This is a genomic window from Mesorhizobium sp. CA10, from assembly GCF_020165285.1.
In the GTDB taxonomy this organism is placed as follows: domain Bacteria; phylum Pseudomonadota; class Alphaproteobacteria; order Rhizobiales; family Rhizobiaceae; genus Mesorhizobium.
The window spans coordinates 266,419-289,346 of sequence record NZ_JAIUHV010000007.1 but is presented as its reverse complement, the minus strand read 5'-3'; the positions used below and the strand labels follow the sequence as shown (position 1 = coordinate 289,346).

Sequence of the window (22,928 nt, the reverse complement as noted above, 5' to 3'; positions counted from 1 at the left end):
CCTGGACGAGACCGACATAGCCAATCCCAAACACCGTCAAATTCATTTGGTTCTATTCCTGTCAAAGGCCGGGCCGCGGTCCGGTAAACTGGATATGCCGAAAAGGTGGGCTGTTCGACAACACTCCGCGTCATATCCGCTCTTGAGACGCTGCCGACCAGAGCGGCCCGACAGTCCGCCGTTTTGGGGTGGATCGGGATGAACCGCCGGGCCTAACCGACTTTAAAAAAGTCGGCTGGCGGCCTCTATATCAACTCTGGCTAATGGTTACGCCCTTTGAACGAAGGACGTCGGGCAGCTCTTCTACTGCTCGGAGTGCTGCACCATCAGGAGAGGCAATGCTTCCCATGATTAAAAGTCGGCGTAACAAAGAGCCCGTGACCGAAGCCGACGGGCAGCTACTGGGTGCCCAGGAATGCGCAAACTGGCAGTGTGCGGCAGGCGATTTGGCAACGAGGGAGAGCCTGCGCTGTTGCGTGAACAGTTGTGCTTGTCCGTCAGTCGGACCCTGCGTGAGACCAATGTCCTACCCGGCAACTCATAGGTCCCGGCCACGAAACATCTTCCAGAGAAGTCCATTGGTGGGTGCTGGCGAGCATAGTCTCTTCGTTGCCAGTTCGTGGATGCCCACCATCACCTGCGATGGGGGATCTGCATCAATCGGGGGTGTTTTGATTGCCGATCCCAGAGAGCTTAAATCACGAATATCTCAGATTTGATTGTCCAAGATGCGAGCATCCAATCATCCGCAAGGGCTCATGGTTCAAGGTCATTGCCACTTTCAGATGCCCCCGCTGCAACACGATGCTGCGGCTAGGATATCCTGAAAAGTTACGCATTTTCGAGACCCACAGGCATCTGACAGACGGACCACCGCCAGCCGGAGCCAGCGGGTGAAGGCGGTTGGCGTCGGTCGGCAGCGCCGACTCGTGGCCTGATCCGACAGTCGGGGTGCAGCAACAGCAACGCTGACGCGCCAAGGCGTGGCAAGGTCGTCGACTAGATCGGCGACGTGCGCATAGAGCCGGGAACGCTCCTCTTTGGCGCGACTCCCGGTAAAGGCCAAGATCGATCTTCATGGTCACTTCACGCCGATGCCGGCGGTCAGGCCGCCATCTATCTTGTAGTCCGCGCCGGTGCAAAAGCCGGCCTTGGAAGAGCACAAAAAGGCGATCAGCTCCGCCACTTCCTCGGGCTCGCCGATGCGGCCGAGCGGATGGGCCGCGCCGAAGCGCCTGTAGGCTTCCTCGACGTCGGCATTGCTGCCGTTGTCGCCGCGCGCGGCCTTCTCAAGAATCGGCGTGCGGATCGAGCCGGGGCTGACCGAATTGACCCGGATGCCTGCGGCCGCATAGTCGAGCGCCAGCGAACGCGTCAGCGTGTGGATGGCGCCCTTGGTGGTGGCATAGGCGGCGACGTTCTGCTGGCAGGCGAAACCCTGCACCGAGGCGACGTTGACGATGGCGCCGCCGCCGCGCTTGAGCATTTCCGGAATGCCGAAATGGGCGGTCAGATAAATCGAGCCGACATTGATCGTCATGGCCTTGTTCCAGGTTTCCCAGTCGGTCGTCGTCGCGGTTCCATAGGGATGGACCGCCGCCGAATTGACGATCACATCGAGGCCGCCGAAACGCTCGACGCCGGCTGCGATGGCCCCGCGGACCTGGTCCGGCACGGAGACGTCGGTGTCCACGACCAGCGCGCCGGCCCCGGAGCTTTCCAACTGCGCTCGCATCGCGGCATTGGCCGAACGGTCGATGCCGCAGGCGACGATCGCAGCGCCCCCGGCGGCGAGGCGCCTGGCAGTTGCGAGACCGATCCCGGTCGTTCCGGTCACCAGCGCGACCTTGCCGTCAAAATCCTTCATTGCTGAACTCCTTTGGTCACGTCTCGGAAGCCGGCTCTTCCGTCTGGAACCGCAGGCCGAAATCGAGATAGCGGCTCGTCAGATAGGCGTAAGCCAGCCTGTCGCGGGCCTATTTGACTCTCGTTGTCGTCCAACAATAAGTTGCCCACCTCGCGGAGGAAAGCGGCAATGGAACAGTGCTGGCGCTGGTATGGCCCGGACGATCCGGTAACACTCGATCATGTCAAGCAGGCGGGTGCGACAGGCGTGGTCTCGGCCCTGCACGACATCTATGACGGGCGCGTCTGGCCGCTGGAAAACATCCTCGAGCGCAAGCGCATCATCGAGGCGGCGGGGCTGACCTGGTCGGTGGTCGAGAGCATTCCGGTCCACAACTCGATCAAGATCGGTTCGCCGGAGCGGCTCCGCTATGTCGGTTTCTACAAGGACACGATCCGCGCCCTGGCGAAGGCCGGTATCGCGACGATCTGCTACAATTTCATGCCGGTGGTCGACTGGACGCGGACGGATCTGGCCTACCGCTTGCCGACGACGGGTTATGCGCTGCGCTTCGATGCGATCGATTTCGCGGCTTACGATCTGTTCGTGCTGAAGCGCCGGAATGCCGAGACCGGCTACACGCCTGCCCGCATCGCCGAGGCGGAAGCGCGGCTGAAGGAGCTCGGCGACGAGAAGATCGACAGGATCGAGCGCAATCTCATCGCCGGCCTGCCCGCCACCGAGCGCGCCTATAACCGCGACAGCTTTCGCGAGGCCCTGGCTGACTATGATGCAATCGGACCGAAGGAATTGCGCGACAATCTCGCCTGGTTCCTGCGCGAGATCATTCCGGTGGCCGAGGAGGAGGGGGTGCGCATGTGCATCCATCCCGACGATCCGCCATTCTCGCTCTACGGCCTGCCGCGCATCGTCTCGACCGCCGAGGATGCGCGCTTCATCCTCGATACCGTCGACAGCCCGGCCAACGGGTTGACGTTCTGCACCGGCTCCTACGGCACGCGCGCCGACAACGACATTGTCGCCATGGTCAAGGAGTTCGCCGAGCGCATCCATTTCGTCCATCTGCGCAACGTCACCATCGAGGGCGACGGCTCCTTTTATGAAGCCGAGCACCTCGAGGGAGGCACCGACATGGCGCATGTCATCCTCGCGCTGATGCAGGAAGAAGCGCGTCGCCGCAAGGAAGGCCGCGCTGACTGGCGCATTCCGATGCGGCCCGATCATGGGCATCTGCTCGCCGACGACATCGGCAAGACAAGGATCAATCCGGGCTATTCGCTGATCGGCCGGCTCAAGGGCCTCGCCGAACTGCGCGGCATCATGCGCGCCGTCGAGCGGTTCGGGCTGGCTTGACTTCCAAACGGGCTCGGCTTCGCGCCCGGCTCTTGAAATCCGCAAGAACATAATGGCGCCGCCAAGGGGCGATGGGTATCCTTCGGGCCGCCATCGGCAGGCAGGCTCAAGCGCGCGTTAGGTCGGGTTGCGGCACCGATCCGCCGGAACATGAAACAGGCGATAGTCGCGGGGGAGAAAAGAAATGCGCACCAGAACCAGCATCCGCGTCGTCGGCTGCCATGCCGAGGGCGAGATCGGCGATGTCATCGTGGGCGGCGTGCTGCCGCCCGCGGGCCGCACGATGATGGAAAAGATGATCACAATGGAACGCGATCACGATCATATAAGGCGCATGCTGATCTGCGAGCCGCGCGGCAGCGTTGCCCGTCATGTCAATCTGCTGTTGCCCTCGACGCGCGAGGATTGCGCCGCAGGCGCCATCATCATGGAACCAACCGAATATCCGCCAATGTCCGGCTCCAACACGATCTGCGTCGCCACCGTGCTGCTCGAGACCGGCATGGTGCCGATGCAGGAGCCGGAGACGCGGTTCAAGCTCGATATGCCAGGCGGCGTCATCGAGGTGCGCGCCGAATGCAGCGACGGCAAATGTCTGTCGATCACGCTGCGCAATGCTCCTGCCTTCGCCGAGCGCCTCGATGCCGATATCGAGGTGGAAGGGCTCGGCACGATCAAGGCCGATATCGCCTATGGCGGCATGTTCTACGCGATTGTCGATGCGCCCGCGCTCGGCTTCTCGGTCACGCCCGACGAGGCCCGCGACTTGGCCGTGGTCGGCGAGAAAGTCCGCCGCGCGGCGCGCGAGCAGCTCGATGTCGTGCATCCGCAGTTCGACAATGTGCGCGGCGTGTCCATCGTGCAATTCGCCATGCCGTTCCAAGGGCCGGGCAACGTCACGCGCAACACCTGCATCGTCTCGCCTGGGCGCTCGGACCGCAGCCCGACGGGAACCGGCACCTCGGCCCGCATGGCGGTGCTGCAGGCGCGGGGCCAGATGAAGGAAGGCGAGGTGCTGATCCATGAATCGATCATCGGCTCGCGCTTCACCGGCAAGATCCTCGAACTCACCGAAGTCGCCGGGCGCAAGGCGATCGTGCCGCAGATAACCGGCAGAGCCTGGATCACAGGAGAGCACAATTATTACCTCGATCCGACGGATCCATACCCGCAAGGCTACGTGCTGTCGGACACCTGGGGCACCTCGACTTCGGTGACGCAATAGAATTTCCTGCAACGACGCCGGCTCGGATCATACGAGCGTCCAGACGCTTTCCAGCTCCTGGCCGAGGCGTTTGCGCTTGCAGAATGTCAGCGGACCTTGCAGGGAGGCGCCTGCTCTGATTCCCTGCGGTTGGTGGGGATCGCCTGATTCGTGTGCTTGTTGTTCCGGTTCCGCGTGATCGTGCGGCGGAGCAGCAGGTGCCTACGGTAGAAAGATGAGAACATGACCGCCAAGCCGGAAATCCTGGAGATGAGGCCCAAGATCACCGTTGTCGGGGTCGGCGGCGCCGGCGGAAACGCCGTCAACAACATGATCGCCGAAGGGCTGCAGGGCGTCGAGTTCGTCGTCGCCAACACCGATGCGCAGGCGCTCACCATGTCGAAGTCGTCGCGGCTGATCCAGCTGGGCGCGCATGTGACCGAGGGCCTCGGCGCCGGATCGCTGCCCCAGGTAGGCAGCGCCGCCGCGGAGGAATCCATCGACGAGATCATGGATCACCTGGCGGGAACGCATATGTGCTTCATCACCGCCGGCATGGGCGGCGGCACCGGGACCGGTGCGGCGCCCGTGATCGCGCGTGCCGCGCGCGATGCCGGCATCTTGACGGTGGCCGTGGTCACCAAGCCTTTTGTCTTCGAAGGCAAGCGCAGGACCCAGGCGGCCGAGGAAGGCATAGAACGGCTGCGCGAGAGCGCCGACACGGTGATCGTCATTCCAAACCAGAACCTCTTCAGGGTCGCGGACGCCAGGACAACATTCGCCGACGCCTTCGCCATGGCGGACCGCGTTCTCTACGCGGGTGTCGGCTGCATCACGGACCTCATCGTCAAGGAAGGCCTGATCAATCTCGATTTCGCCGACGTGAAGTCGGTGATGCGCGACATGGGCCGGGCGATGATGGGAACCGGCGAGGCCTCCGGGGAGGGGCGCGCCAAGATCGCAGCCGAGGCGGCGATCGCCAATCCGTTGCTCGACGAAGCCTCCATGTCCGGCGCCAGGGGCCTGCTCGTATCGATCTGCGGCGGCATGGACATGACGCTGTTCGAGGTCGACGAAGCCGCGACGCGGATAAGGGAAGAAGTCGACGCCGATGCCGACATCATCGTCGGCGCCATCTTCGACCAGGCATTGGCGGGAAAGTTCCGCGTGTCCGTCGTCGCGACGGGTCTGCGCAAGAGCGCGGACATCGCGCAGTTCGAGCAGCGGATCGCCTGACGTCACGGCGATCTCGCGGCTGCGCTTGTTCCCGACCGCACGACGCGATCGGTCAATATCCGCTTCCGGCCGCGGACAATCCCGGACCGCGCACGCTGTCGGTCAGCGCGCCTCTTCGTCGCAAGCCGTCACGACGGCATCCGGCAAGCATCTGTCCATATTGGACACTAATTGACCGATCCGTTCAATGCCGCCAATGTCTGGCGAAGCGTCGGCATCAATCCCTTCCTGCTGCGTGTCGAGAATTGCGGCTGACGGAAGGAGAGGCTCGATGAAAAGCTTCGTCTATAACGGCCAGCCGGCACGCGTCGTTTTCGGATCTGGCACCATCGCAAGATTGCCGGAAGAGATCGACCGGCTCGGGCTGAAACGCGTGCTCGTGCTGGCAACGCCGCCGCGCGAGGCTGATGCCCGGCGTCTTGCCGGATCGCTGGGCGGCACCGCTGCCGGGATCTACGCCAAGGCGACGATGCATACGCCGGTGTCGGTGACCGAGGATGCGCTGCGGGTCGTGGCGGAACTCAATGTCGACGGACTGGTTGCGGTGGGCGGCGGCTCCACGACGGGCTCGCCAAGGCGATCGCCTTGCGCACCGACCTGCCGCAGATCGTGATGCCCACGACCTATGCCGGCTCGGAAATGACGCCGATCCTCGGCGAGACGAAGGATGGCGTGAAGGTCACCCAGTCGAGCCCGAAGGTGCTGCCGGAAGTGGTGATCTACGACGTCGACCTGACGATGACGCTTCCTGCTTCCTTGTCGGGAACGAGCGGCATGAACGCCATCGCCCATGCGGTCGAGGCGCTCTATGCCAGGGAAAGCAACCCGGTGATAAATCTGATGGCCGTTGAGGCCATCGGTGCGTTGGTGCGCGCCTTGCCGGTCATCGCCGGGAGCCCGCATGACCGCGACGCTCGCTCCGAGGCGCTTTACGGCGCCTGGCTCTGCGGCATCTGCCTCGGCTCGGTCGGCATGGCGCTGCACCACAAGCTCTGCCACACGCTCGGCGGCAGTTTCGATCTGCCGCACGCGGAGACCCATACGATCGTGCTGCCGCATGCGCTGGCCTATAACGCCCCCGCCATTCCGGCCGTCATGGAAACCCTGCGGACCGTGCTGAAGGCGGACGATCCTGCCATGGCTCTCTACGATCTCGCCGGCCGGATCGGCGCTAAACGCGCTCTATCTGAGATAGGCATGCCGCCAGACGGGATCGACATCGCGGCGGACCGCGCGCTGGCCAATCCGTACTGGAATCCGCGGGCGCTGGAGCGGGAACCGATCCGGGCTCTCATCGCGCGCGCCTATGCCGGCGAGCCGCCGCAGGCCTGAGAAACCGAGCGTCGCGGGCCGGCTTCACCTGAATATCAATCTGTCTGGATCCAGACCGCCTTCGTCTCAAGGTGTTCGTGCAGATGCTCGATGCCGCCTTCGCGGCCGTAGCCGGACATCTTCATTCCGCCGAACGGCACGGCCGGGTCGATGGCGTGATACATGTTGACCCAGACCGAGCCGGCCTTGACGCGACGTGCGAGCTTGTGCGCGGCGCCGAGATTGGTGGTGAAGATGCCGGCCGCGAGGCCGTAAGGCGTCGCGTTGGCACGCGCGACAACCTCATCCAGCGTGTCGAAGGGCATCGCGGAGATGACCGGCCCGAAAATTTCTTCGCGCGCGATCGTCATCTTGTCCGACACCGCGCCGAAGACGGTCGGGGCGATGAAGTTGCCGCCGTCATAGAGCTCGCCCGTCAGCCGCGAGCCGCCGGCGACCAGTTTGGCGCCTTCGTCGCTGCCCGCCTTGATGTAGCTCTCCACCTTGCCGGCCTGCCTTGCATTGATCAGCGGCCCGATTTCCGTCTCCGCCTCGATGCCGTGGCCAATGCGAAGCTTGCCGGCGAACTCGGCGACCTGGCGCACGAACTCGTCATGGATCTCGCGCGCCACGAACAGGCGCGAGCCGGCAATGCAGATCTGGCCCGAATGCACGAACACCGCCATCGCCGCGACCGGCACGGCCTTGTCGATATCGGCGTCGCGGCAGACGATGATCGGCGACTTGCCGCCGAGCTCCAGCGAAACGCGCTTGAGGTTGGCGACGCCGGCGCGGGCGATCGCTTGGCCGGTCAGCGTCGAGCCGGTGAAGACGATCTTGTTGACGTCCGGGTGCTCGGCAAGCCGCGCGCCGGCCTCGGCGCCGGTCCCGGTGACGATGTTGACGACGCCGTCGGGAACGCCGGCCTCCTGCATCAGCTTCGCAATCAAGAGCGGCGTCAGCGATGCCTCCTCCGACGGCTTCAGCACGATGGTGCAGCCGGTTGCCAGAGCCGGCGCGATCTTCCAGATCGAGGCGGCGGTGGGCGCATTCCAGGGAATGATCGCGCCGACGACGCCGACCGGCTCGCGCTGGGTGAAGGTGACGATCTCGCCGGGGATGGAATTGTCGATCGTCTCGCCGTGCAGAGCGGTCGCCATGCCGCCATAGAAGCGCAGCATGCCGATGACCCGGCGCCGGTTGGCCAGCGTGCGGGTGATCGGCAACCCCATGTCGAGCGTGTCGGAGACGCTGAGCTCTTCCCAATGCTTCTCGAACAGGTCGGCGATCCGCAGAAGCACGCATTGCCGCTCATAAGGCGAGAATTTCGACCAAGGGCCCTCGAAGGCCGCGCGTGCCGCGGCCACCGCAGCGTCGATATCGGCGGCTCCGCCGCGCGGCACCGTCGCCAGCACTTCGCCCGTCGCCGGGTTCAGCGCCTGCATCTGCTGGCCGGATTGCGCCGCGACCCACTTGCCGCCGATGAACATCGGCTGGAATTCGCCATGGTAGAGCATGGCGGCCTTCGCCCTCGGGTCGAAGTTCAGCGTCATTGTCTCCTCCTCATGAATTCCGACGCGACTATTACTCCCGCCGGCGGCGACCTCAAACAAGGAAAGCCAGAAGGGCGTTCAGATAATCGGACTGTGCAACGCACGTCTTCCCTCGGCGATGCATCGATGGCGGCTCCTGGCGGCACAGGCCGTTGTTGCTCCGGCGGGGCTAACGAGCGCCCGGGCTGTTCCATCGCCCGACCGTTTTGCGAAGCGTGCGGTTGCGCAGGCTCCGGCCGGCGGTTATGCCGGATTGAGATTTTCCCGCGGGAGGCAGGGCTGATGAAGGTCGTTTCCATCTCCAAATCGCATGGCGGAATCCAGGGCGTCTATTCGCACGCTTCCGAAGGCTGCGCCTGCGACATGACCTTTGCGGTATTCGTACCGCCGCAAGCCAAGGACGGGCGGCTCCCGGTCCTGTGGTACCTGTCGGGCCTCACCTGCACGCACGCAAATGTCATGGACAAGGGCGAGTACCGGCGGATGGCGTCCGAGCTCGGGCTGGTCGTCGTGTGTCCCGACACCAGCCCGCGCGGACCCGACGTTCCGGACGAGAAGGACAATTGGCAGTTCGGCTGCGGCGCCGGCTTCTATCTCGACGCGACGCAAGAGCCCTATGCGAAGAACTACCGGATGTATTCCTATATCGCCGAGGAATTGCCGGCGCTCGTCGCCGCCAACTTCCCCGCCGACATGTCACGCCAGGCCATCTTCGGCCATTCGATGGGCGGACATGGCGCGCTGACGATCGCGCTCAAGAATCCGCAGCGCTACCGGAGCTGCTCGGCCTTCGCGCCGATCGTGCAGCCGTCGACGGCCGGGTGGTCGCGGCCGGCTTTCGAAAAATATCTCGGATCGGACGAAAAGACCTGGCGCGCCTATGACGCGACACTGTTGATCGAGGACGGCAAGCGACATTCGGAATTCCTGGTGGACCAGGGCACGGCGGACGGCTTCCTGCAGGATGGCCTCCGCCCATGGCTGCTCGAAGAGTCCTGCAAGAAGGCAGGGATCGACCTCACCCTGCGCATGCAGGAAGGCTACGACCATTCCTACAACTTCATCTCGACCTTCATGGACGATCATCTGAAGTGGCATGCAGCGCGGCTTGCGTGATCTACGACGCGACGATGCGCACCACATGGTCGGCGATCGCCAGGCTGGAGGTCAGGCCGGGACTTTCGATGCCGAAGAGGTTGACCAGGCCGTCGATGCCATGCGTTGCGGCACCCTGGATCACGAAGTCGCTGTTGGCGTCGCCCGGGCCTGACAGTTTCGGCCGGATGCCGCTATAGGCTGCCTGCAGGCTGTCGTCGTCCAGATCGGGCCAGTATCTGCGGATTTCGGCATAGAAGCGCTCGCCTCGCGCCGGATCGACGCGATAGTCGACCGTGTCCGTCCACTCGACATCAGGCCCGAAACGGGCGGTGCCGGCAAGGTCGAGGGTCAGATGGACGCCGAGGCCGCCAGGCTCGGGCACGGGATAGACCAGATGTGAAAACGGCGCCCGCCCGGCAATCGAGAAATAATTGCCTTTGGCGTAGCGAAGCGCCGGCAGGAATTGCCGGCCGAAGCCTTCGATCGAGCCGGCAAGCGCGACCGCGCCGAGACCGGCCGCGTTGATGAGACGCGGTGCGGCGACCTCGAACTCTGCGCCGCTCGCGGAATCCATCGTCCGCAGCACGATGCGGCCGGGCTCGACGCGGCCGGAGACGATGCGGGTGTTGAGCGAGAGCATTGCGCCGCTCCCCTCGGCATCGCCGAGCAGGGCAAGCATCAGCCCGTGACTGTCGACAATGCCGGTCGAGGGCGAGAGTAGTGCTGCGGTGCAATGCAGCGCCGGCTCCAGCGCTTGCGCCTCCTCGGCGGTGAGGAAGCGCAGGTCATCGACACCGCAGGTGTTGGCGTTGGCGCGAATGGCGGCCAGCACCGGTTCCTGCGTCTCGTCGGTCGCAACAATCAGCTTGCCGCAGCGGCGATGAGGGACCGAATGGTCGGCGCAGTAGTGATAGAGCATATCGCATCCGGCGACGCAGAGCCGGGCTTTCAGCGAGCCCTGCGGGTAATAGATGCCGGCGTGGATGACTTCGGAGTTGCGCGAACTCGTTTCGGTGCCGATGGCGTCCGCCGCTTCGACGATCAGGGTTTCGAGGCCAAGCGCCGCCAATTTGCGCGCAATCGCCAGACCGATCACGCCGGCGCCCGCGATGATGCAATCGACCTGCTCCACGTCCTGATCCTGCTGCGCGTCACTTATATCATTGCGAGACAGGCCGAAGCTTGTTGGCGCTATCGATCCCGACGTCGCGGCTCTTGCGATCAGCCAGCGCGATGAGGCATCAACCGCCACAATGCAAGGCGGAATCTTCGGACTTCTCGATCAGAGGAGCGGTCCTATTTCCGCTTTGACGCCTGCACACAGGAGCCATCACGATGGACGCCACACCGAATTCGCCTGAAGCCCGCGACATCCGCTATCACATGCATGGCTATACCAACGCCCGCAAGCACCAGGAAACCGGTCCGCTGATCATCGAAAAGGGCGACGGCATCTATGTCGAGGACATTGCCGGCAACCGCTATATCGAGGCGATGGCGGGCCTGTGGAGCGTCGCCGTCGGTTTCTCGGAAAAGCGGCTGGTCGAAGCGGCGACAAAACAGATGTCAAAGCTGCCCTTCTATCACGACTTCGGCTCCAAGGCGCATTCGCCGCTGATCGACTTGGCCGAAAAACTGGTGCAGATGGCGCCGGTGCCGATGAACAAGGCCTATTTCACCAATTCCGGCTCCGAGGCCAACGACACCGCGATCAAGATGATCTGGTATCGGTCGAACGCGCTTGGACAGCCGGCGCGCAAGAAGATCATCAGCCGCAAGCGCGGCTATCATGGCGTCACCATCGCGTCGGCAAGCCTGACCGGCCTGCCCAACAACCATCTCTCCTTCGACCTGCCGATCGCCAATATCCTGCACACGTCGACACCGCACCACTGGCGCGACGCCGAGCCCGGCGAAAGCGAGGAGCAGTATTCCGCGCGGCTCGCCGACGATTTGGAAAAGCTCATCCTTGCCGAGGGTCCCGAAACGATCGCCGCCTTCATCGGCGAGCCGATCATGGGCGCCGGCGGGGTCGTCGTTCCGCCCGCCGGCTATTGGGGAAAGATCCAGGCGGTGCTGGCGAAATACGATGTCCTGCTGGTGGCCGACGAGGTGATCTGCGGCTTCGGCCGCACCGGCAAGATGTTCGGTTCGCACACCTTCGGCATCAAGCCAGACATCATGGTGCTGTCGAAGCAGATTTCATCCTCCTACCTGCCGATCTCGGCGCTGCTGATCAACGATCGTGTGTTCGAGCCGATCGCCGACGAGAGCGACCGCATCGGCACGTTCGGCCACGGCTTCACCGGCGGCGGTCATCCGGTCGCAGCCGCCGTCGCGCTGGAGAACATCAAGCTGATCGAGGAGCGCGACCTGGTCGGCAATGCGCGCAAGGTCGGCGCGCATCTGCAGGCGCGACTCAGCCGACTCGCCTCGCATCCGCTGGTAGGCGAGGTGCGCGGCGTCGGTCTCATCGCCGCCGTCGAGCTCGTCGCCGACAAGGCAACCAAGGCTCCCTGGGGCAAGCCGGCAGCGCTCGGCGCGCTGGTCAATGGCTTGCTGCAGCGGAACGGCGTTATCTCGCGCAATATGGGCGACGCGATCGCCTTCTGTCCGCCGCTGATCATCACCGAGGCGCAGGTCGATGCCTTGGTCGATGCGTTCGAGCGCTCGCTCGACGAGGCGATACCGCAGGTCAACCCGCGGAGCTGACCAAGCCGCGAAGGCCTAGCCAGCGGTAGCCTGCGGGCTGACAATCGACGTTCACCTTCCAGTGAGCGCGAGAAATTCCGGCGGAACATTCGCGTTTTTGCGCTGTTACATCCAAGCTGCAGCGCGGAAAGGAGCTTCCGCATGGAAAATCCGCAATCCACGGCAAGCATTGCCGGCCATCCCATACATCCCATGCTTGTCACCATCCCGATCGCCTGTTTCGTCGGGACCTTGCTCACCGATATTGCCTACTGGCGGACAGCGGAAATGACTTGGGCCAATTTCTCGGCCTGGCTGCTGACCGTGGGTGTCATTGTCGCCATCTTGGCCGCCATTGCAGGGCTTACCGATTTTCTTGGGGACCGCAGGATACGCGCTCAGCCGACCGCATGGCTGCACATGGGAGGTAACCTCGTCGTGCTCGTGCTGTCCTTCTTCAACATGCTCGTCCACACGCGCGACGCCTGGACGTCCGTGGTGCCGACCGGGCTGATCTTGTCGGCGCTGGTGGTGGTCATCCTGATCTTCACCGGCTGGCTCGGCTGGGCTCTGGTCTATCGCCATCATGTAGGAGTGGCCGATGAGGCGACTTGACAGCGCAATCAAATGGACGACGGCGGCGCTTTGCTACGCAATGATCCTGGGCGTTGCCGGCTGCAGCGACGACAACACCGACCCGAGCGCGCAGATCGGCCCAAATCCGAAACTGCCGGAGATAAAGCAATACCTATTCCCGCCGATGCATCTTGCCTCGGTGGTCGGCTGGAAAAACGATGAAAAGCCGACGGTCGCGCAAGGCCTGCAGATCGAGGCGATGGCCAAGGGGCTCCAGCATCCGCGTTCGGTTTACATGCTGCCCAATGGCGACATCCTGGTTGTGGAGTCCAAGGCGCCGAAAGAAGCGTCGGTCAAGCGGCCGAAGGACATCGTCATGGGTCTGGTCGAAAGCTGGGTCACCTCCGGCGGCGACACCGGCCCGAGCAACCGCATCACGATCTTGCGCGACACCAATGGCGACGGCAAGCCGGAGTACCAGGGCGTGTTCCTCGACCATCTCAACGCGCCCTTCGGCGTGGCGCTGGTCGGCAACGACTTCTATGTCGCCAACACCGATGCCATCATGCGCTATCCCTATCAGCCGGGCGACACGAAGATCACGGCGCCGGGCAAGGTGCTGACGGAACTGCCGGGCGGGCCGATCGATCACCACTGGACGAAGAGCCTGGTGGCGAGCCCAGACGGTTCGCTGCTCTATGTCGGCGTCGGCTCGAACTCCAACATCACCGAGAACGGCATCCAGGCCGAGAAGGACCGCGCTGCGATCTGGGAGGTCGACCGCGCCACCGGCCGCTCGCGCATTTTCGCCAGCGGGCTGCGCAATCCCAACGGCCTGACGTTCGAACCTGAAAGCAAGGCGCTTTGGACGGTGGTCAACGAGCGCGACGAGCTCGGGCCGAACCTGGTGCCGGACTACATGACCTCGGTGAAGGACGGCGCCTTCTATGGCTGGCCCTACAGCTACTATGGCCAGCACGTCGATCCGCGCGTGATGCCGCAGCGGCCGGACATGGTGGCGAAGGCCATCCCGCCGGATTACGCGCTGAGCTCGCATGTCGCGCCGCTCGGGCTTGCTTTCTATACCGCGAACAACCTGCCGCAATCCTATCGCGGCGGCGCCTTTGTCGGCGAGCATGGCAGCTGGAACCGCTCCCGCTTCAACGGCTACAAGGTCGTCTTCGTGCCGTTCAGCGGCGGGCATCCCAACGGCATGGCGCAGGATGTCGTCACCGGCTTCCTCAACGACAAGGGCGAGGCGAGAGGCCGTCCGGTCGGTGTTGCCGTTGATAAGTCCGGCGCGCTGCTGATCGCCGACGATGTCGGCAACACGGTGTGGCGGGTGACCGCTGCGGCACCCGGTTCCTCGTAGGAACCTGGCTCAACGCCGACGTATCAGCCCACCGGCTTCTGCAGCACGTCGAATTGCGGGTTGGTTTCCGAGAAGATCGGCAGGGCCGCGGCGCCGAGGACGGATGTGTCCTTTCCCGCGGCGCCGACCACGACGCGCGGCGTGGTACGGGCGCTGGTCGAGCTCACCGAGAGATGGAGCGGTTCCAGCCGGCCGGCCAGTGCCTCGATCACCGGCAGCGGCATGAAGCCGCCGAGCACGACGGTCTCGGGATCGAGCGCCATTTCAAGGACGTCGATAGCCTGCCGCAATGGCTCGACCGCCTCGGCGAGCCATGCTTCGAAGCGGCTGTCGCCGCTTGCCAGAAGCTCTTCCAGCAGGTCGGGTGAGGCATGATCGGGATCCGGCAGGTCGAGCCTGTCATAGGCGGCGCGCAGCGAGACGTAGCGCTCCAGGCAGCCGCGCTTGCCGCAGTCGCAGGGCAGGCCGCCCGGCCGCACGATGATGTGGCCGATCTCGCCGGCATTGTGGCGGCTGCCCTTGTAGAGATGGCCGTCGAGAAAGAGGCCGGCGCCGAGGCCTGTTCCGATGAAGAGATAGACGAAGCTGTCGAGCTTGCGGGCAACGCCGTAAAGCCGCTCGCCTACTGCCGCCGCTGTGGCGTCGTTCTCGACGATCACGGCGATGCCGGTCAGGCGCTCCAGTTCTTCGGCCACCGGAAAGTCCTGCCAGCCTGGAAGGGCGGTAGGGCCGACCGAAGTCATGCCTTCAACGCCGAACGGCCCGGGCATTGCCATTCCTATGCCGAGCAGTCTCGTGCGGTCCAGCCGGCTGGTTGCGATCAGGTCGCTCGAGATCGCGGCTAGCAGCGGCATGGCCTGCGTGGGGGTTGGGCGGTCGACATCTCTCTCGATGCGCGCGCGCACGGTGCCGGAGAGATCGGTGAGGACGCCGACGGCCAATTGGTGGTCGAGCTGCAGGCCGATCGAATAACCGCCATCGGGGTTGATCGAGTAGGGGACGGCGGGTTGGCCGCGCGCGCCTTTCAGCGTTGCTTCAGGTTGCAGCAGCCCGGCCGCTTCCAATTCCTCGACGATATTGGAAATGGTCTGCGACGACAGCGCCGTCAGCCTCGCGATCGCCGCCCGCGACAGCGCGCCATTGATGCGGATCGCTTCGATCACCACACGCCGGTTGTGCGATTTCGCCTGCTCGAGATTTGTGCCGGAGATGGCTTTCTTGGGGATCATGAGATAGTTACCAGCCGCGGCAACCCTAGAATGCCACTTTAGAAAATCAAGTTGATTTGATTATCGGCTGGCCGAAAGCTTAGGCCGGTCCACAGGCTCGCATTTCCACATATCGGAATCGATTGCCAGGGTCGGCCGTTCAGCCAAAACGCGCCGCGGAAAAATCGGCGGCCGATGGCAGGGATCGGCCGGCGATTAAGCTGGCGACCCAGCGTGCTGTCACCGGGGCCAGCGTCAGCCCCAGATGGCCATGGCCGAAGGCATAGATCACATCAGGCGATTTCGTCGAGGGTCCGATCACTGGGCGAGAGTCCGGCAGCGACGGCCTGAAGCCCAGCCATTGCGACGAAGGCTTGCCGATGTCGGGGAAAAACTGCCGCACGCCGCGACCGAGCAGCGCCAGCCGGCGCGGATTGGGCGGCGCATTGAGTCCGCCGAGCTCGACAGTGCCGGCAACCCGGAGCCTGCCGTCCATCGGCGTCATATAGAAACCGAGATCGACCGGGCAGACCGGGCGGTTGAGCAAAGGTGCCGTGGTCGGAAACTCCAGATGGTAGCCGCGCTCGGTGTCCAGTGGGATGCGGTCGCCGGCCTGGGCCGTGAGCGGGCGGGATCGCGCGCCAGCCGCAATCACCACTTTTTGCGCCGCGATGACAAGCCCTGGGCCGCTCAGCCGCACGCCGGCACCCGCTGCGAGGCCGGTCACGCTCGCGCGCATGAATTGAGCGCCCTTGCCGGCAGCGGCTGCCGCCAGCCGCGCCATCACCGTCCTGGGATCGCTGACATTGATCGAATCCGGGAAATAGAGGCCTTTGGCCTCGAACGCCGCGAGCCGCGGCTCCAGCGCGGCCACCTCATCGGCGGTCAGAACCTGCTGATGGACGCCGAGTTCGGCCCGCAAAGCCCGTCCGCCCTCGGAGGCGGCAAAATCGCTGTCGCGGCGGTAGACATAGAGGCAGCCGTTTCGGCGCATCAGATCCTGAAGCCCGGCCTCCTGCACCATTTCGCCCCAGGCCGGCAGGGCTTCGGCGAGGAGGCCGGCTAGTGCCAGCGCATTGGCTCGGGTTGCCGCCGGCAGCGATTGGCGAACAAAGCGAACCAGCCATGGCGCGAGCTGGAAAAGTGCTGCCCAGCGCAGCGAGAACGGGCTGTCGGGATCGAGCAGCAGTTTCGGCAGCGCGCGCAGCACACCAGGATTACCGACCGGCATGCAGGCATATTCGGCGATCGTGCCGGCATTGCCGAACGAAGCGCCCGAGCCGGGCTCGTTCGGGTCGATGACCAGGACCTCGCGTCCTTCGCCGGCAAGGCGCAAGGCCGTAGCCAGCCCGACGACGCCGGCGCCGATGATGGCGATCTCGACTGATTTCGGCGCGGAGGTCATGGCCTCAGACGAAGCCCGGCAATTGCAGATGGCCAGCGGCGAGCAGCTCGGCCATGATGGTCAGCGCCGAACGCAGGTCCTCCTGCGATCGCGCCGCGCCGATATTGATGCGCACGCCGTGCTGCACCGGCTCGCGCCCGACGGCGAAAGCGTCGCCCGGCAGCACGGCGACGCCGCGCTCCAGGCAGGTGCGGGCAAAGCCGGCGCCACGCCAGGGCTCGGGCAGGCGCAGCCAGGCATGCGTCGAGATCGGGTTGCTTTGAACGTCGAAACGGCCGAGGATTTCGCTCAAGATCGCCTGGCGCTGGCGCAACTCCTGCTTCTGGATGTCGATGATGCGGGCGGCAGCCCCTTCCTCGATCAGCCTGGCGCCGATCAACGCCGTGAGCGGGCTGATGCTCCAGCAATTGATGCGGAGCGCCGCGGCGACCTGGCCGGCGATCGGGCGCGGGGCGATGACGAAGCCGAGGCGCAGGCCGGGCGCTAGGCATTTCGACAATGCGCCGAGATGGATCGTCAGCTCCGGCTCGAGGCTGGCGAAGGAGGGCGGCGGATCGTCGGCCAATGGACGGTAGACGTCGTCCTCGATGATCAGCACGTTGTGACGGCGTGCGACGGCCGCCAATTCATGCCGGCGCTCCTCGCTCAGCGTGATCGTCGTCGGATTGTGCAGTGTCGGCACCAGAAAAACGGCACGGGGGCGGAGCTGAACGCAAGCTGCCTCGAAGGCATCTGGACGCATGCCGCCGCGATCCATCGCGACGCCACGCAGATCGAGACCATGGACGCGACACAGCGCGTTGATGCCCTGATAGGTCACCTCGTCGGCAAGTATCACTTCGCCATCCCTGGTGACGGCGCCGAGCACGCAGTCGAGGCCGTGTTGGGCGCCGGCTGCGAGCACGACGCGGCCGGGATCGCCATCGCCGGCGACCGATTTCAGCCAATCGGCGACCGCGACACGGCCCCAAAGCGGCCCCTCTGGCGGATGATAATCCTGCAGCGAGGCGTAGTGACGATCCTTGGAAAGGCGCGGCATCAGCGCCGCGACGGCGTCGAGATAGGCTGACGTGGGCGGCCTGTTGACGGAAAGATCGACGATACCGCTCTGGTCGCTCGGCGCCGACACGAATCCCGGACGCTCGACAATGTCGCGGGCGGCGACCGTGGTGCCGCGTCCGGGGCGCGCCTCGAGCAAGCCTTGCTCCTGCAAGGTGGACAGTGCCCGCGTCACGGTCGTGACATTGATGCCCAATGCACGGGCGATCTCGCGTTGCGGCGGCAGCCGGTCGCCGACGGCAAGCGTGCCCGCGGCAATGCGTTCGGCGATCGCGTCGGCAAGACGGCGATAGACCGGACTTTCATCCTCGGTGAGGCGAAGATTTTCGAGCATGAGGGATTCGAACTGCGGCTGACGTCTCACTTGTCGGGCATCTAGCATAAGACAACGATCCATACAATAGAGATTGTACGGCACTCAATCCGATCAAAATTATCACACAACATCGCATTTTTGCGCTTGACGGTGAAAGTTGTCCGCATCTATGGTCGCTCTCAGCCTTATTGTGTGACCATACAAGCCGGACGCTTCCTGTTCAGCGGGCCGGTTCCGGGAGGACGAGGCATGGATCGCAAGCAGCAGACCGAATCGCCCCGCGGCAGCCGGGAAGGCGCGCGATGAGCGCCGGCCAGACCGTCGTGTCGGCAAGCGTCAACCAAGGCTTTGTCGAATTCGCCGACGTCGAGAAGTCCTATGACGGACGCAGCTTCGCGGTAACGCGGATGAACCTTGCCGTCGCGCGCGGCGAGTTCCTGACGCTGCTCGGCCCCTCCGGCTCCGGCAAGACCACCACGCTCAATATGCTCGCCGGCTTCGAGCGACCGACGCATGGCACGATCACGCTAGAGGGCCAGCCGGTCGATCGGCTGCCGCCTTACCAGCGCAATATCGGCATGGTGTTTCAGAACTATGCGCTGTTCCCGCATATGACGGTAGAGGAGAATGTCGGCTTTCCGCTTTCCGTCCGCCAGGTGAGCAAGGCCGACATCGCGGCCCGTGTGGGCCGCGCGCTCGACATGGTTCGGCTGAAGCAATTCGGCGATCGCCGCCCGACGCAGCTTTCCGGCGGCCAGCAGCAGCGCGTGGCGCTGGCTCGCGCGCTGGTCTTTCAGCCGAACCTGGTGCTGATGGACGAGCCGCTCGGCGCGCTCGACAAGAAATTGCGCGAGAATATGCAGCTCGAAATCAAGCAGATCCACACCATGCTCGGCGTCACCATCGTCTATGTCACGCACGACCAGAGCGAGGCGCTGACGATGTCGGACCGCGTCGCGGTGTTCAACAATGGCGGCATCGCCCAGCTGGGCTCGCCAGACGATCTCTACAACACCCCGCAAAGCTCATTCGTGGCGAGCTTCATCGGCGAGAACAACACGCTGGAAGGCGTGGTCGAACGCGTCTCGGGTGGAGAGTGCCGCGTCAGGCTGAATGGCGGCGGCGAGATCACCGCGCTGGCGGTCGGGGTGACGCAAGGCGCCGCCTGCCACGTCGCCGTCCGGCCCGAGCGGCTCAGCCTGTCGGCTGCCGCCAGTGGCGGCAACGCGCTGGCGGCGACCGTCGATGGGCGCATCTATCTCGGCGATCACCTGCGCCTGCTGGCCAGGCTCGCCAACGACCAGGTGCTGACCGTCAAGGTCGGCCCCCAAGTGACGATGGCGAACGGCGAGACCGTGACGGTCTCCTGCGCGCCCAACGATTGCCGCGCCTTCCCGGCCGATGCCGGAACGGGCGGCGCCATTCCAAAACAGGGGAAAATGCAATGACACAATTGAGAACACGACTACTCTCGCTCGCGGCCGCCACGGCCTGCATGAGCATTGCCGGCGCAGCCTTCGCGGACGAATTGTCGATCATGGCGAGCGGCGGCGCCTGGCAAGATGCGCAGCGCAAGGCATGGTTCGAGCCGTTCAGCAAGGAGACCGGAGCAAAAATCCTGGAACAGGAATATCTCGGCGATCTCGGCAAGGTGAAAGCGATGGTTGAGACCGGCAATGTGCCGATCGACCTGGTGACGGTCGAGACCGCGACCGTGCTGCAGGGTTGCGACGCCGGCATCCTCGAGCGGCTCGACTATTCCAAGATCGGGCCGCGCGACAAATTCATCGAAGGCTCGGCGCTGGATTGTGGAGTCGGCCTCGATGCTTACGGCGATATCCTTGCTTATGACCCGACCGTGCTGAAGGAAGCTCCGACCTCGGTCCTCGACCTCTTCGACACGACGAAATTCCCGGGAAAGCGCGCCATGCGCAAGTTCCCGGCGCAGAACCTCGAATGGGCGCTGATGGCGGACGGCGTCGCACCCGCCGACGTCTATAAGGTGCTGGCCACGCCGGAAGGCGTTGACCGTGCGTTCAAGAAGCTCGACACAATCAAGAAGGATATCGTCTGGTGGGACGCCGGCGCGCAGCCGGCACAGCTTCTCGCTTCCAAGGAAGTGGTGATGACCACCGCCTGGAACGGCCGCATCCAGAACGCGATCGACACCGACAAGAAGCCGTTCAAGATCGTCTGGAACAACCAGATCCTCGAATACGACATGATCAGCATTCCGAAGGGCGCGCGCAATCCGGAGCTTGCCTACAAATATCTCGCGTATATCAGCAAGCCCGAGAACAACGCCAAGCTCGCAAGCTACATCACCTATGGGCCGGTGCGCACCGACGCGGCTTCCTTCGTCGCACCCGACGCGCTGCCGAAGCTACCCAATGCTCCCGATCATCTCGCCGGCGCCTATCTCGTCGCCGACACCGAGTTCTGGGGCGACTATGGCGAGGACCTTGTCAAGCGCTTCAACGCCTGGCTTGCTCAGTAGGAAGGCGGGATGTCGGCGTTCCAGCCCAGCGAAATCGACCGGCCGACGCTGGCCCGCGACCGGTCAGCCGCCGACGCGGATCTGAAATCCGTGTCGGCAGCGCTCCGCCGCGCCGAACTCGGCGACCGGATGCGCTCGTTGCTTCTGGCAGCGCCGCTGCTCGTCCTTCTGGCCTTAAGTTTCGGTATTCCGATCGTGCTGCTTTTGTCCCGCGCCGTCTATGACCCGACCATCGCGGACGCACTGCCCAAGACGACCGCGGCCCTGGCCGGCTGGAACGGCCAGGGCCTTCCCGGCGACGACGCCTTCGCCGCGTTGGCGGCGGACCTCAAGAAAAACCAGGCCAAGGGCACGGCCTATGAACTGGCCAAGAGCCTGAACGCGCGGCTGCCTGGGGCCCGTAGCCAGGTGTTGAAGACGGTGCGCAAGCTCGAAAGCGCCGATGGCCAGGCCGCGCTCGACGCCATGAAATCGGTGCCGTTCTGGTCGGCGCCATCGACCTGGCCGGCGATCCGGAGCGGCACAAGCAGCCTCACCTCGTTCTACCTGCTCAGCGCGCTCGACCTGCGCTGGAACGCCGATGGCGGCATCGAGCGGGAGCCGCCCGAGCAGGCGATCTTCATCCAGGTGTTCCTGCGCACCTTCTTCGTCGCGGCGTCGGTGACGTTAGCAACGTTGATCCTCGGCTTTCCGCTCGCCTATCTCATCGCCAACGTGCCGAAGGGGCTAGCCGCCATCCTGATCGTCGCGGTGCTGTTGCCGTTTTGGACATCGATCCTGGTGCGTACCGCGGCCTGGACGGTGCTTTTGCAGAAGTTCAGCCTGGTTAATGATTTCCTGCTCCTGATCGGCGTCACCAGCGACCGGCTAGACCTGATGTACAGCCGCGTCGGCCTGATCATCGCCATGACGCATATCCAGCTGCCGTTCACGTTGCTGCCGATCTACAGCGTCATGCGCACCATTCCGGCCTCGCAGATGAAGGCCGCCTACTCGCTGGGCGCCAGGCCTTTCACCGCCTTCCGTCGCGTCTATATCCCACAGGTGTTCCCTGGCGTAATGGCCGGTTGCATGCTCACCTTCATCCTGTGCCTGGGCTACTACATCACGCCGGCGCTGATAGGCGGGGCAAGCGACCAGTTGATCAGCAATTTCATTGCCAACTACGTCAATGTCGAACTGAACTGGGAGATGGCGGCGGCGCTGTCCTTCATCCTGCTCGTCTTCACCTTGGCGCTGTTCGGCATTTTTGCCCGCGTCCTCGGCCTCGACCGCCTGAAGCTGGTGTAGCCCATGCTGCTCTCTCCCTATCCCACAACAGGCGAACGCATCCGCATCACGCTGCTGTGGATTTGGTGCGGGCTGGTCATCCTGTTCCTGTTGGTGCCGATCCTCATCCCGGTGCCGCTCTCCTTCAACAGCGGCGCCTTCTTCATCTTCCCGCTGGAGGGCATCTCGACGCGCTGGTACGAGGTCGTGCTCGGCACCCAGCGCTGGCAGTCGGCGATCGGCAATAGCCTGATCATCGCCCTCGGGACGACGGTGATCGCGACGACGCTCGGGACACTGACGGCGATCGCACTTTCCGACGAGAAGTTTCCGGGTCGGCGCATTATCATGCCGCTGCTTCTTTCGCCGCTGATCGTGCCGGTGGTGATCACAGCCGTCGGTTCCTATCTATTCTACGCCCGCGTTGGGCTCGCCAGCACTTATGCCGGCATCATCCTGGCGCATACCGCCTTGGCCAGCCCCTTCGTGGTGGTGACGGTAGGCGCTAGCCTGACCGGCTTCGACCGCAACCTGATGCGAGCCGCGGCGATCTCCGGCGCCAAACCCCTGACGTCGTTCTTTCGCGTCATGCTGCCGCTGATTCTGCCCGGCGTGCTTTCGGGCGCGGCCTTCGCCTTCGTCACCTCCTTCGACGAAGTGGTCGTCGTGCAGTTCCTGGCCAGCGCCAGCCAGCGCACCATGCCGCTCGAAATGTTCATCGGCCTGCGCGAAAAACTCTCGCCCGCCATCACTGCCGCGGCGACCCTAATGATGGCGCTATCCATCCTGCTTTTGCTGGTGGCGAACATTTTGGCACGGCGCAGCCGTAAGTCCTGAGGCTAACCCGCGACCAATTGGGCAGGAACGATCTCGCGGCTGACGCATTTTGCCTCGCGTCAACAGCTGAGGGACC

17 protein-coding genes and 1 pseudogene are annotated in these 22,928 nt (G+C 64.2%); 12 read left to right on the top strand and 6 right to left on the bottom strand.

Going from position 1 to position 22,928, the window contains the following annotated elements; all coding sequences use genetic code 11:
- Positions 1-1,081: 1,081 nt before the first annotated feature.
- Positions 1,082-1,867: an SDR family NAD(P)-dependent oxidoreductase gene (locus LB535_RS17295; RefSeq protein WP_224633071.1), complete on the bottom strand. Its 786-nt coding sequence runs from the start codon at positions 1,865-1,867 to the stop codon at positions 1,082-1,084.
- 168 nt (positions 1,868-2,035) lie between these two features.
- On the opposite strand from LB535_RS17295, the gene uxuA reads away from it, so the two are divergent.
- The 4 genes and pseudogenes from uxuA to LB535_RS17275 all read left to right on the top strand — a co-directional run bounded on the left by uxuA (position 2,036) and on the right by LB535_RS17275 (position 6,992).
- Complete coding sequence (gene uxuA / locus LB535_RS17290) at positions 2,036-3,220, top strand: mannonate dehydratase (RefSeq protein WP_224633070.1); 1,185 nt, start codon at positions 2,036-2,038, stop codon at positions 3,218-3,220.
- Between the two features lie 184 nt (positions 3,221-3,404).
- On the top strand, positions 3,405-4,445 hold the full coding sequence (locus tag LB535_RS17285) for a proline racemase family protein (RefSeq protein WP_224633069.1): 1,041 nt from the start codon (positions 3,405-3,407) through the stop codon (positions 4,443-4,445).
- Between the two features lie 222 nt (positions 4,446-4,667).
- On the top strand, positions 4,668-5,660 hold the full coding sequence (gene ftsZ, locus LB535_RS17280) for a cell division protein FtsZ (RefSeq protein ID WP_040996104.1): 993 nt from the start codon (positions 4,668-4,670) through the stop codon (positions 5,658-5,660).
- 271 nt (positions 5,661-5,931) lie between these two features.
- Positions 5,932-6,992, top strand: a pseudogene (locus tag LB535_RS17275) (maleylacetate reductase).
- Between the two features lie 35 nt (positions 6,993-7,027).
- Here LB535_RS17275 and LB535_RS17270 read toward each other — a convergent pair.
- Positions 7,028-8,524: an aldehyde dehydrogenase family protein gene (locus tag LB535_RS17270; protein ID WP_224633068.1), complete on the bottom strand. Its 1,497-nt coding sequence runs from the start codon at positions 8,522-8,524 to the stop codon at positions 7,028-7,030.
- 282 nt (positions 8,525-8,806) lie between these two features.
- Here LB535_RS17270 and fghA point away from each other — a divergent pair, with 282 nt between their 5' ends.
- The gene (gene fghA, locus LB535_RS17265) at positions 8,807-9,640 is read left to right on the top strand and encodes an S-formylglutathione hydrolase (protein ID WP_224633067.1); all 834 of its coding nucleotides are present in this window, start codon (positions 8,807-8,809) and stop codon (positions 9,638-9,640) included.
- Between the two features lies 1 nt (position 9,641).
- Here fghA and LB535_RS17260 read toward each other — a convergent pair whose 3' ends face one another.
- Positions 9,642-10,754: an NAD(P)/FAD-dependent oxidoreductase gene (locus tag LB535_RS17260; protein ID WP_224633066.1), complete on the bottom strand. Its 1,113-nt coding sequence runs from the start codon at positions 10,752-10,754 to the stop codon at positions 9,642-9,644.
- A gap of 203 nt (positions 10,755-10,957) precedes the next feature.
- Between LB535_RS17260 and LB535_RS17255 the strand changes: the two genes are divergently transcribed.
- The 3 genes from LB535_RS17255 (at position 10,958) to LB535_RS17245 (ending at position 14,261) form a co-directional block, all read left to right on the top strand.
- Positions 10,958-12,334 carry an aspartate aminotransferase family protein gene (locus LB535_RS17255; RefSeq protein WP_224633065.1) on the top strand — a complete coding sequence of 459 codons (1,377 nt, stop codon included), beginning with the start codon at positions 10,958-10,960 and terminating at the stop codon, positions 12,332-12,334.
- Positions 12,335-12,475: 141 nt separating this feature from the next.
- The gene (locus LB535_RS17250; protein ID WP_224633064.1) at positions 12,476-12,928 is read left to right on the top strand and encodes a DUF2231 domain-containing protein; all 453 of its coding nucleotides are present in this window, start codon (positions 12,476-12,478) and stop codon (positions 12,926-12,928) included.
- Between the two features lie 40 nt (positions 12,929-12,968).
- A complete protein-coding gene (locus LB535_RS17245; RefSeq protein WP_411969582.1) occupies positions 12,969-14,261 on the top strand; it encodes a PQQ-dependent sugar dehydrogenase in 1,293 nt (430 codons plus the stop codon).
- 23 nt (positions 14,262-14,284) lie between these two features.
- Here the strand turns inward: LB535_RS17245 and LB535_RS17240 are convergent, their stop codons facing one another.
- The 3 genes from LB535_RS17240 to LB535_RS17230 form a co-directional block, all read right to left on the bottom strand.
- A complete protein-coding gene (locus tag LB535_RS17240; RefSeq protein WP_224633062.1) occupies positions 14,285-15,490 on the bottom strand; it encodes an ROK family transcriptional regulator in 1,206 nt (401 codons plus the stop codon).
- Between the two features lie 139 nt (positions 15,491-15,629).
- On the bottom strand, positions 15,630-16,874 hold the full coding sequence (locus LB535_RS17235) for an NAD(P)/FAD-dependent oxidoreductase (RefSeq protein ID WP_224633061.1): 1,245 nt from the start codon (positions 16,872-16,874) through the stop codon (positions 15,630-15,632).
- Positions 16,875-16,878: 4 nt separating this feature from the next.
- Positions 16,879-18,267: a PLP-dependent aminotransferase family protein gene (locus LB535_RS17230; RefSeq protein ID WP_224633060.1), complete on the bottom strand. Its 1,389-nt coding sequence runs from the start codon at positions 18,265-18,267 to the stop codon at positions 16,879-16,881.
- A 284-nt stretch (positions 18,268-18,551) separates the two neighbouring features.
- On the opposite strand from LB535_RS17230, the gene LB535_RS17225 reads away from it, so the two are divergent.
- Genes LB535_RS17225 through LB535_RS17210 form a run of 4 tightly spaced genes read left to right on the top strand, consistent with a single transcriptional unit; the run spans position 18,552 to position 22,852 of the window.
- Positions 18,552-19,697, top strand: a complete 1,146-nt coding sequence (locus LB535_RS17225; protein ID WP_224633059.1) for an ABC transporter ATP-binding protein — start codon at positions 18,552-18,554, stop codon at positions 19,695-19,697.
- Entirely contained in the window at positions 19,694-20,746 is a 1,053-nt protein-coding gene (locus LB535_RS17220; protein ID WP_095769807.1) for an ABC transporter substrate-binding protein, read from the top strand. Before LB535_RS17225 ends, LB535_RS17220 begins: the two co-directional genes overlap by 4 nt.
- Before the next feature lie 9 nt (positions 20,747-20,755).
- Entirely contained in the window at positions 20,756-22,036 is a 1,281-nt protein-coding gene (locus LB535_RS17215; RefSeq protein WP_224633058.1) for an ABC transporter permease, read from the top strand.
- A gap of 3 nt (positions 22,037-22,039) precedes the next feature.
- On the top strand, positions 22,040-22,852 hold the full coding sequence (locus tag LB535_RS17210; RefSeq protein ID WP_140838984.1) for an ABC transporter permease: 813 nt from the start codon (positions 22,040-22,042) through the stop codon (positions 22,850-22,852).
- Positions 22,853-22,928: the final 76 nt, after the last annotated feature.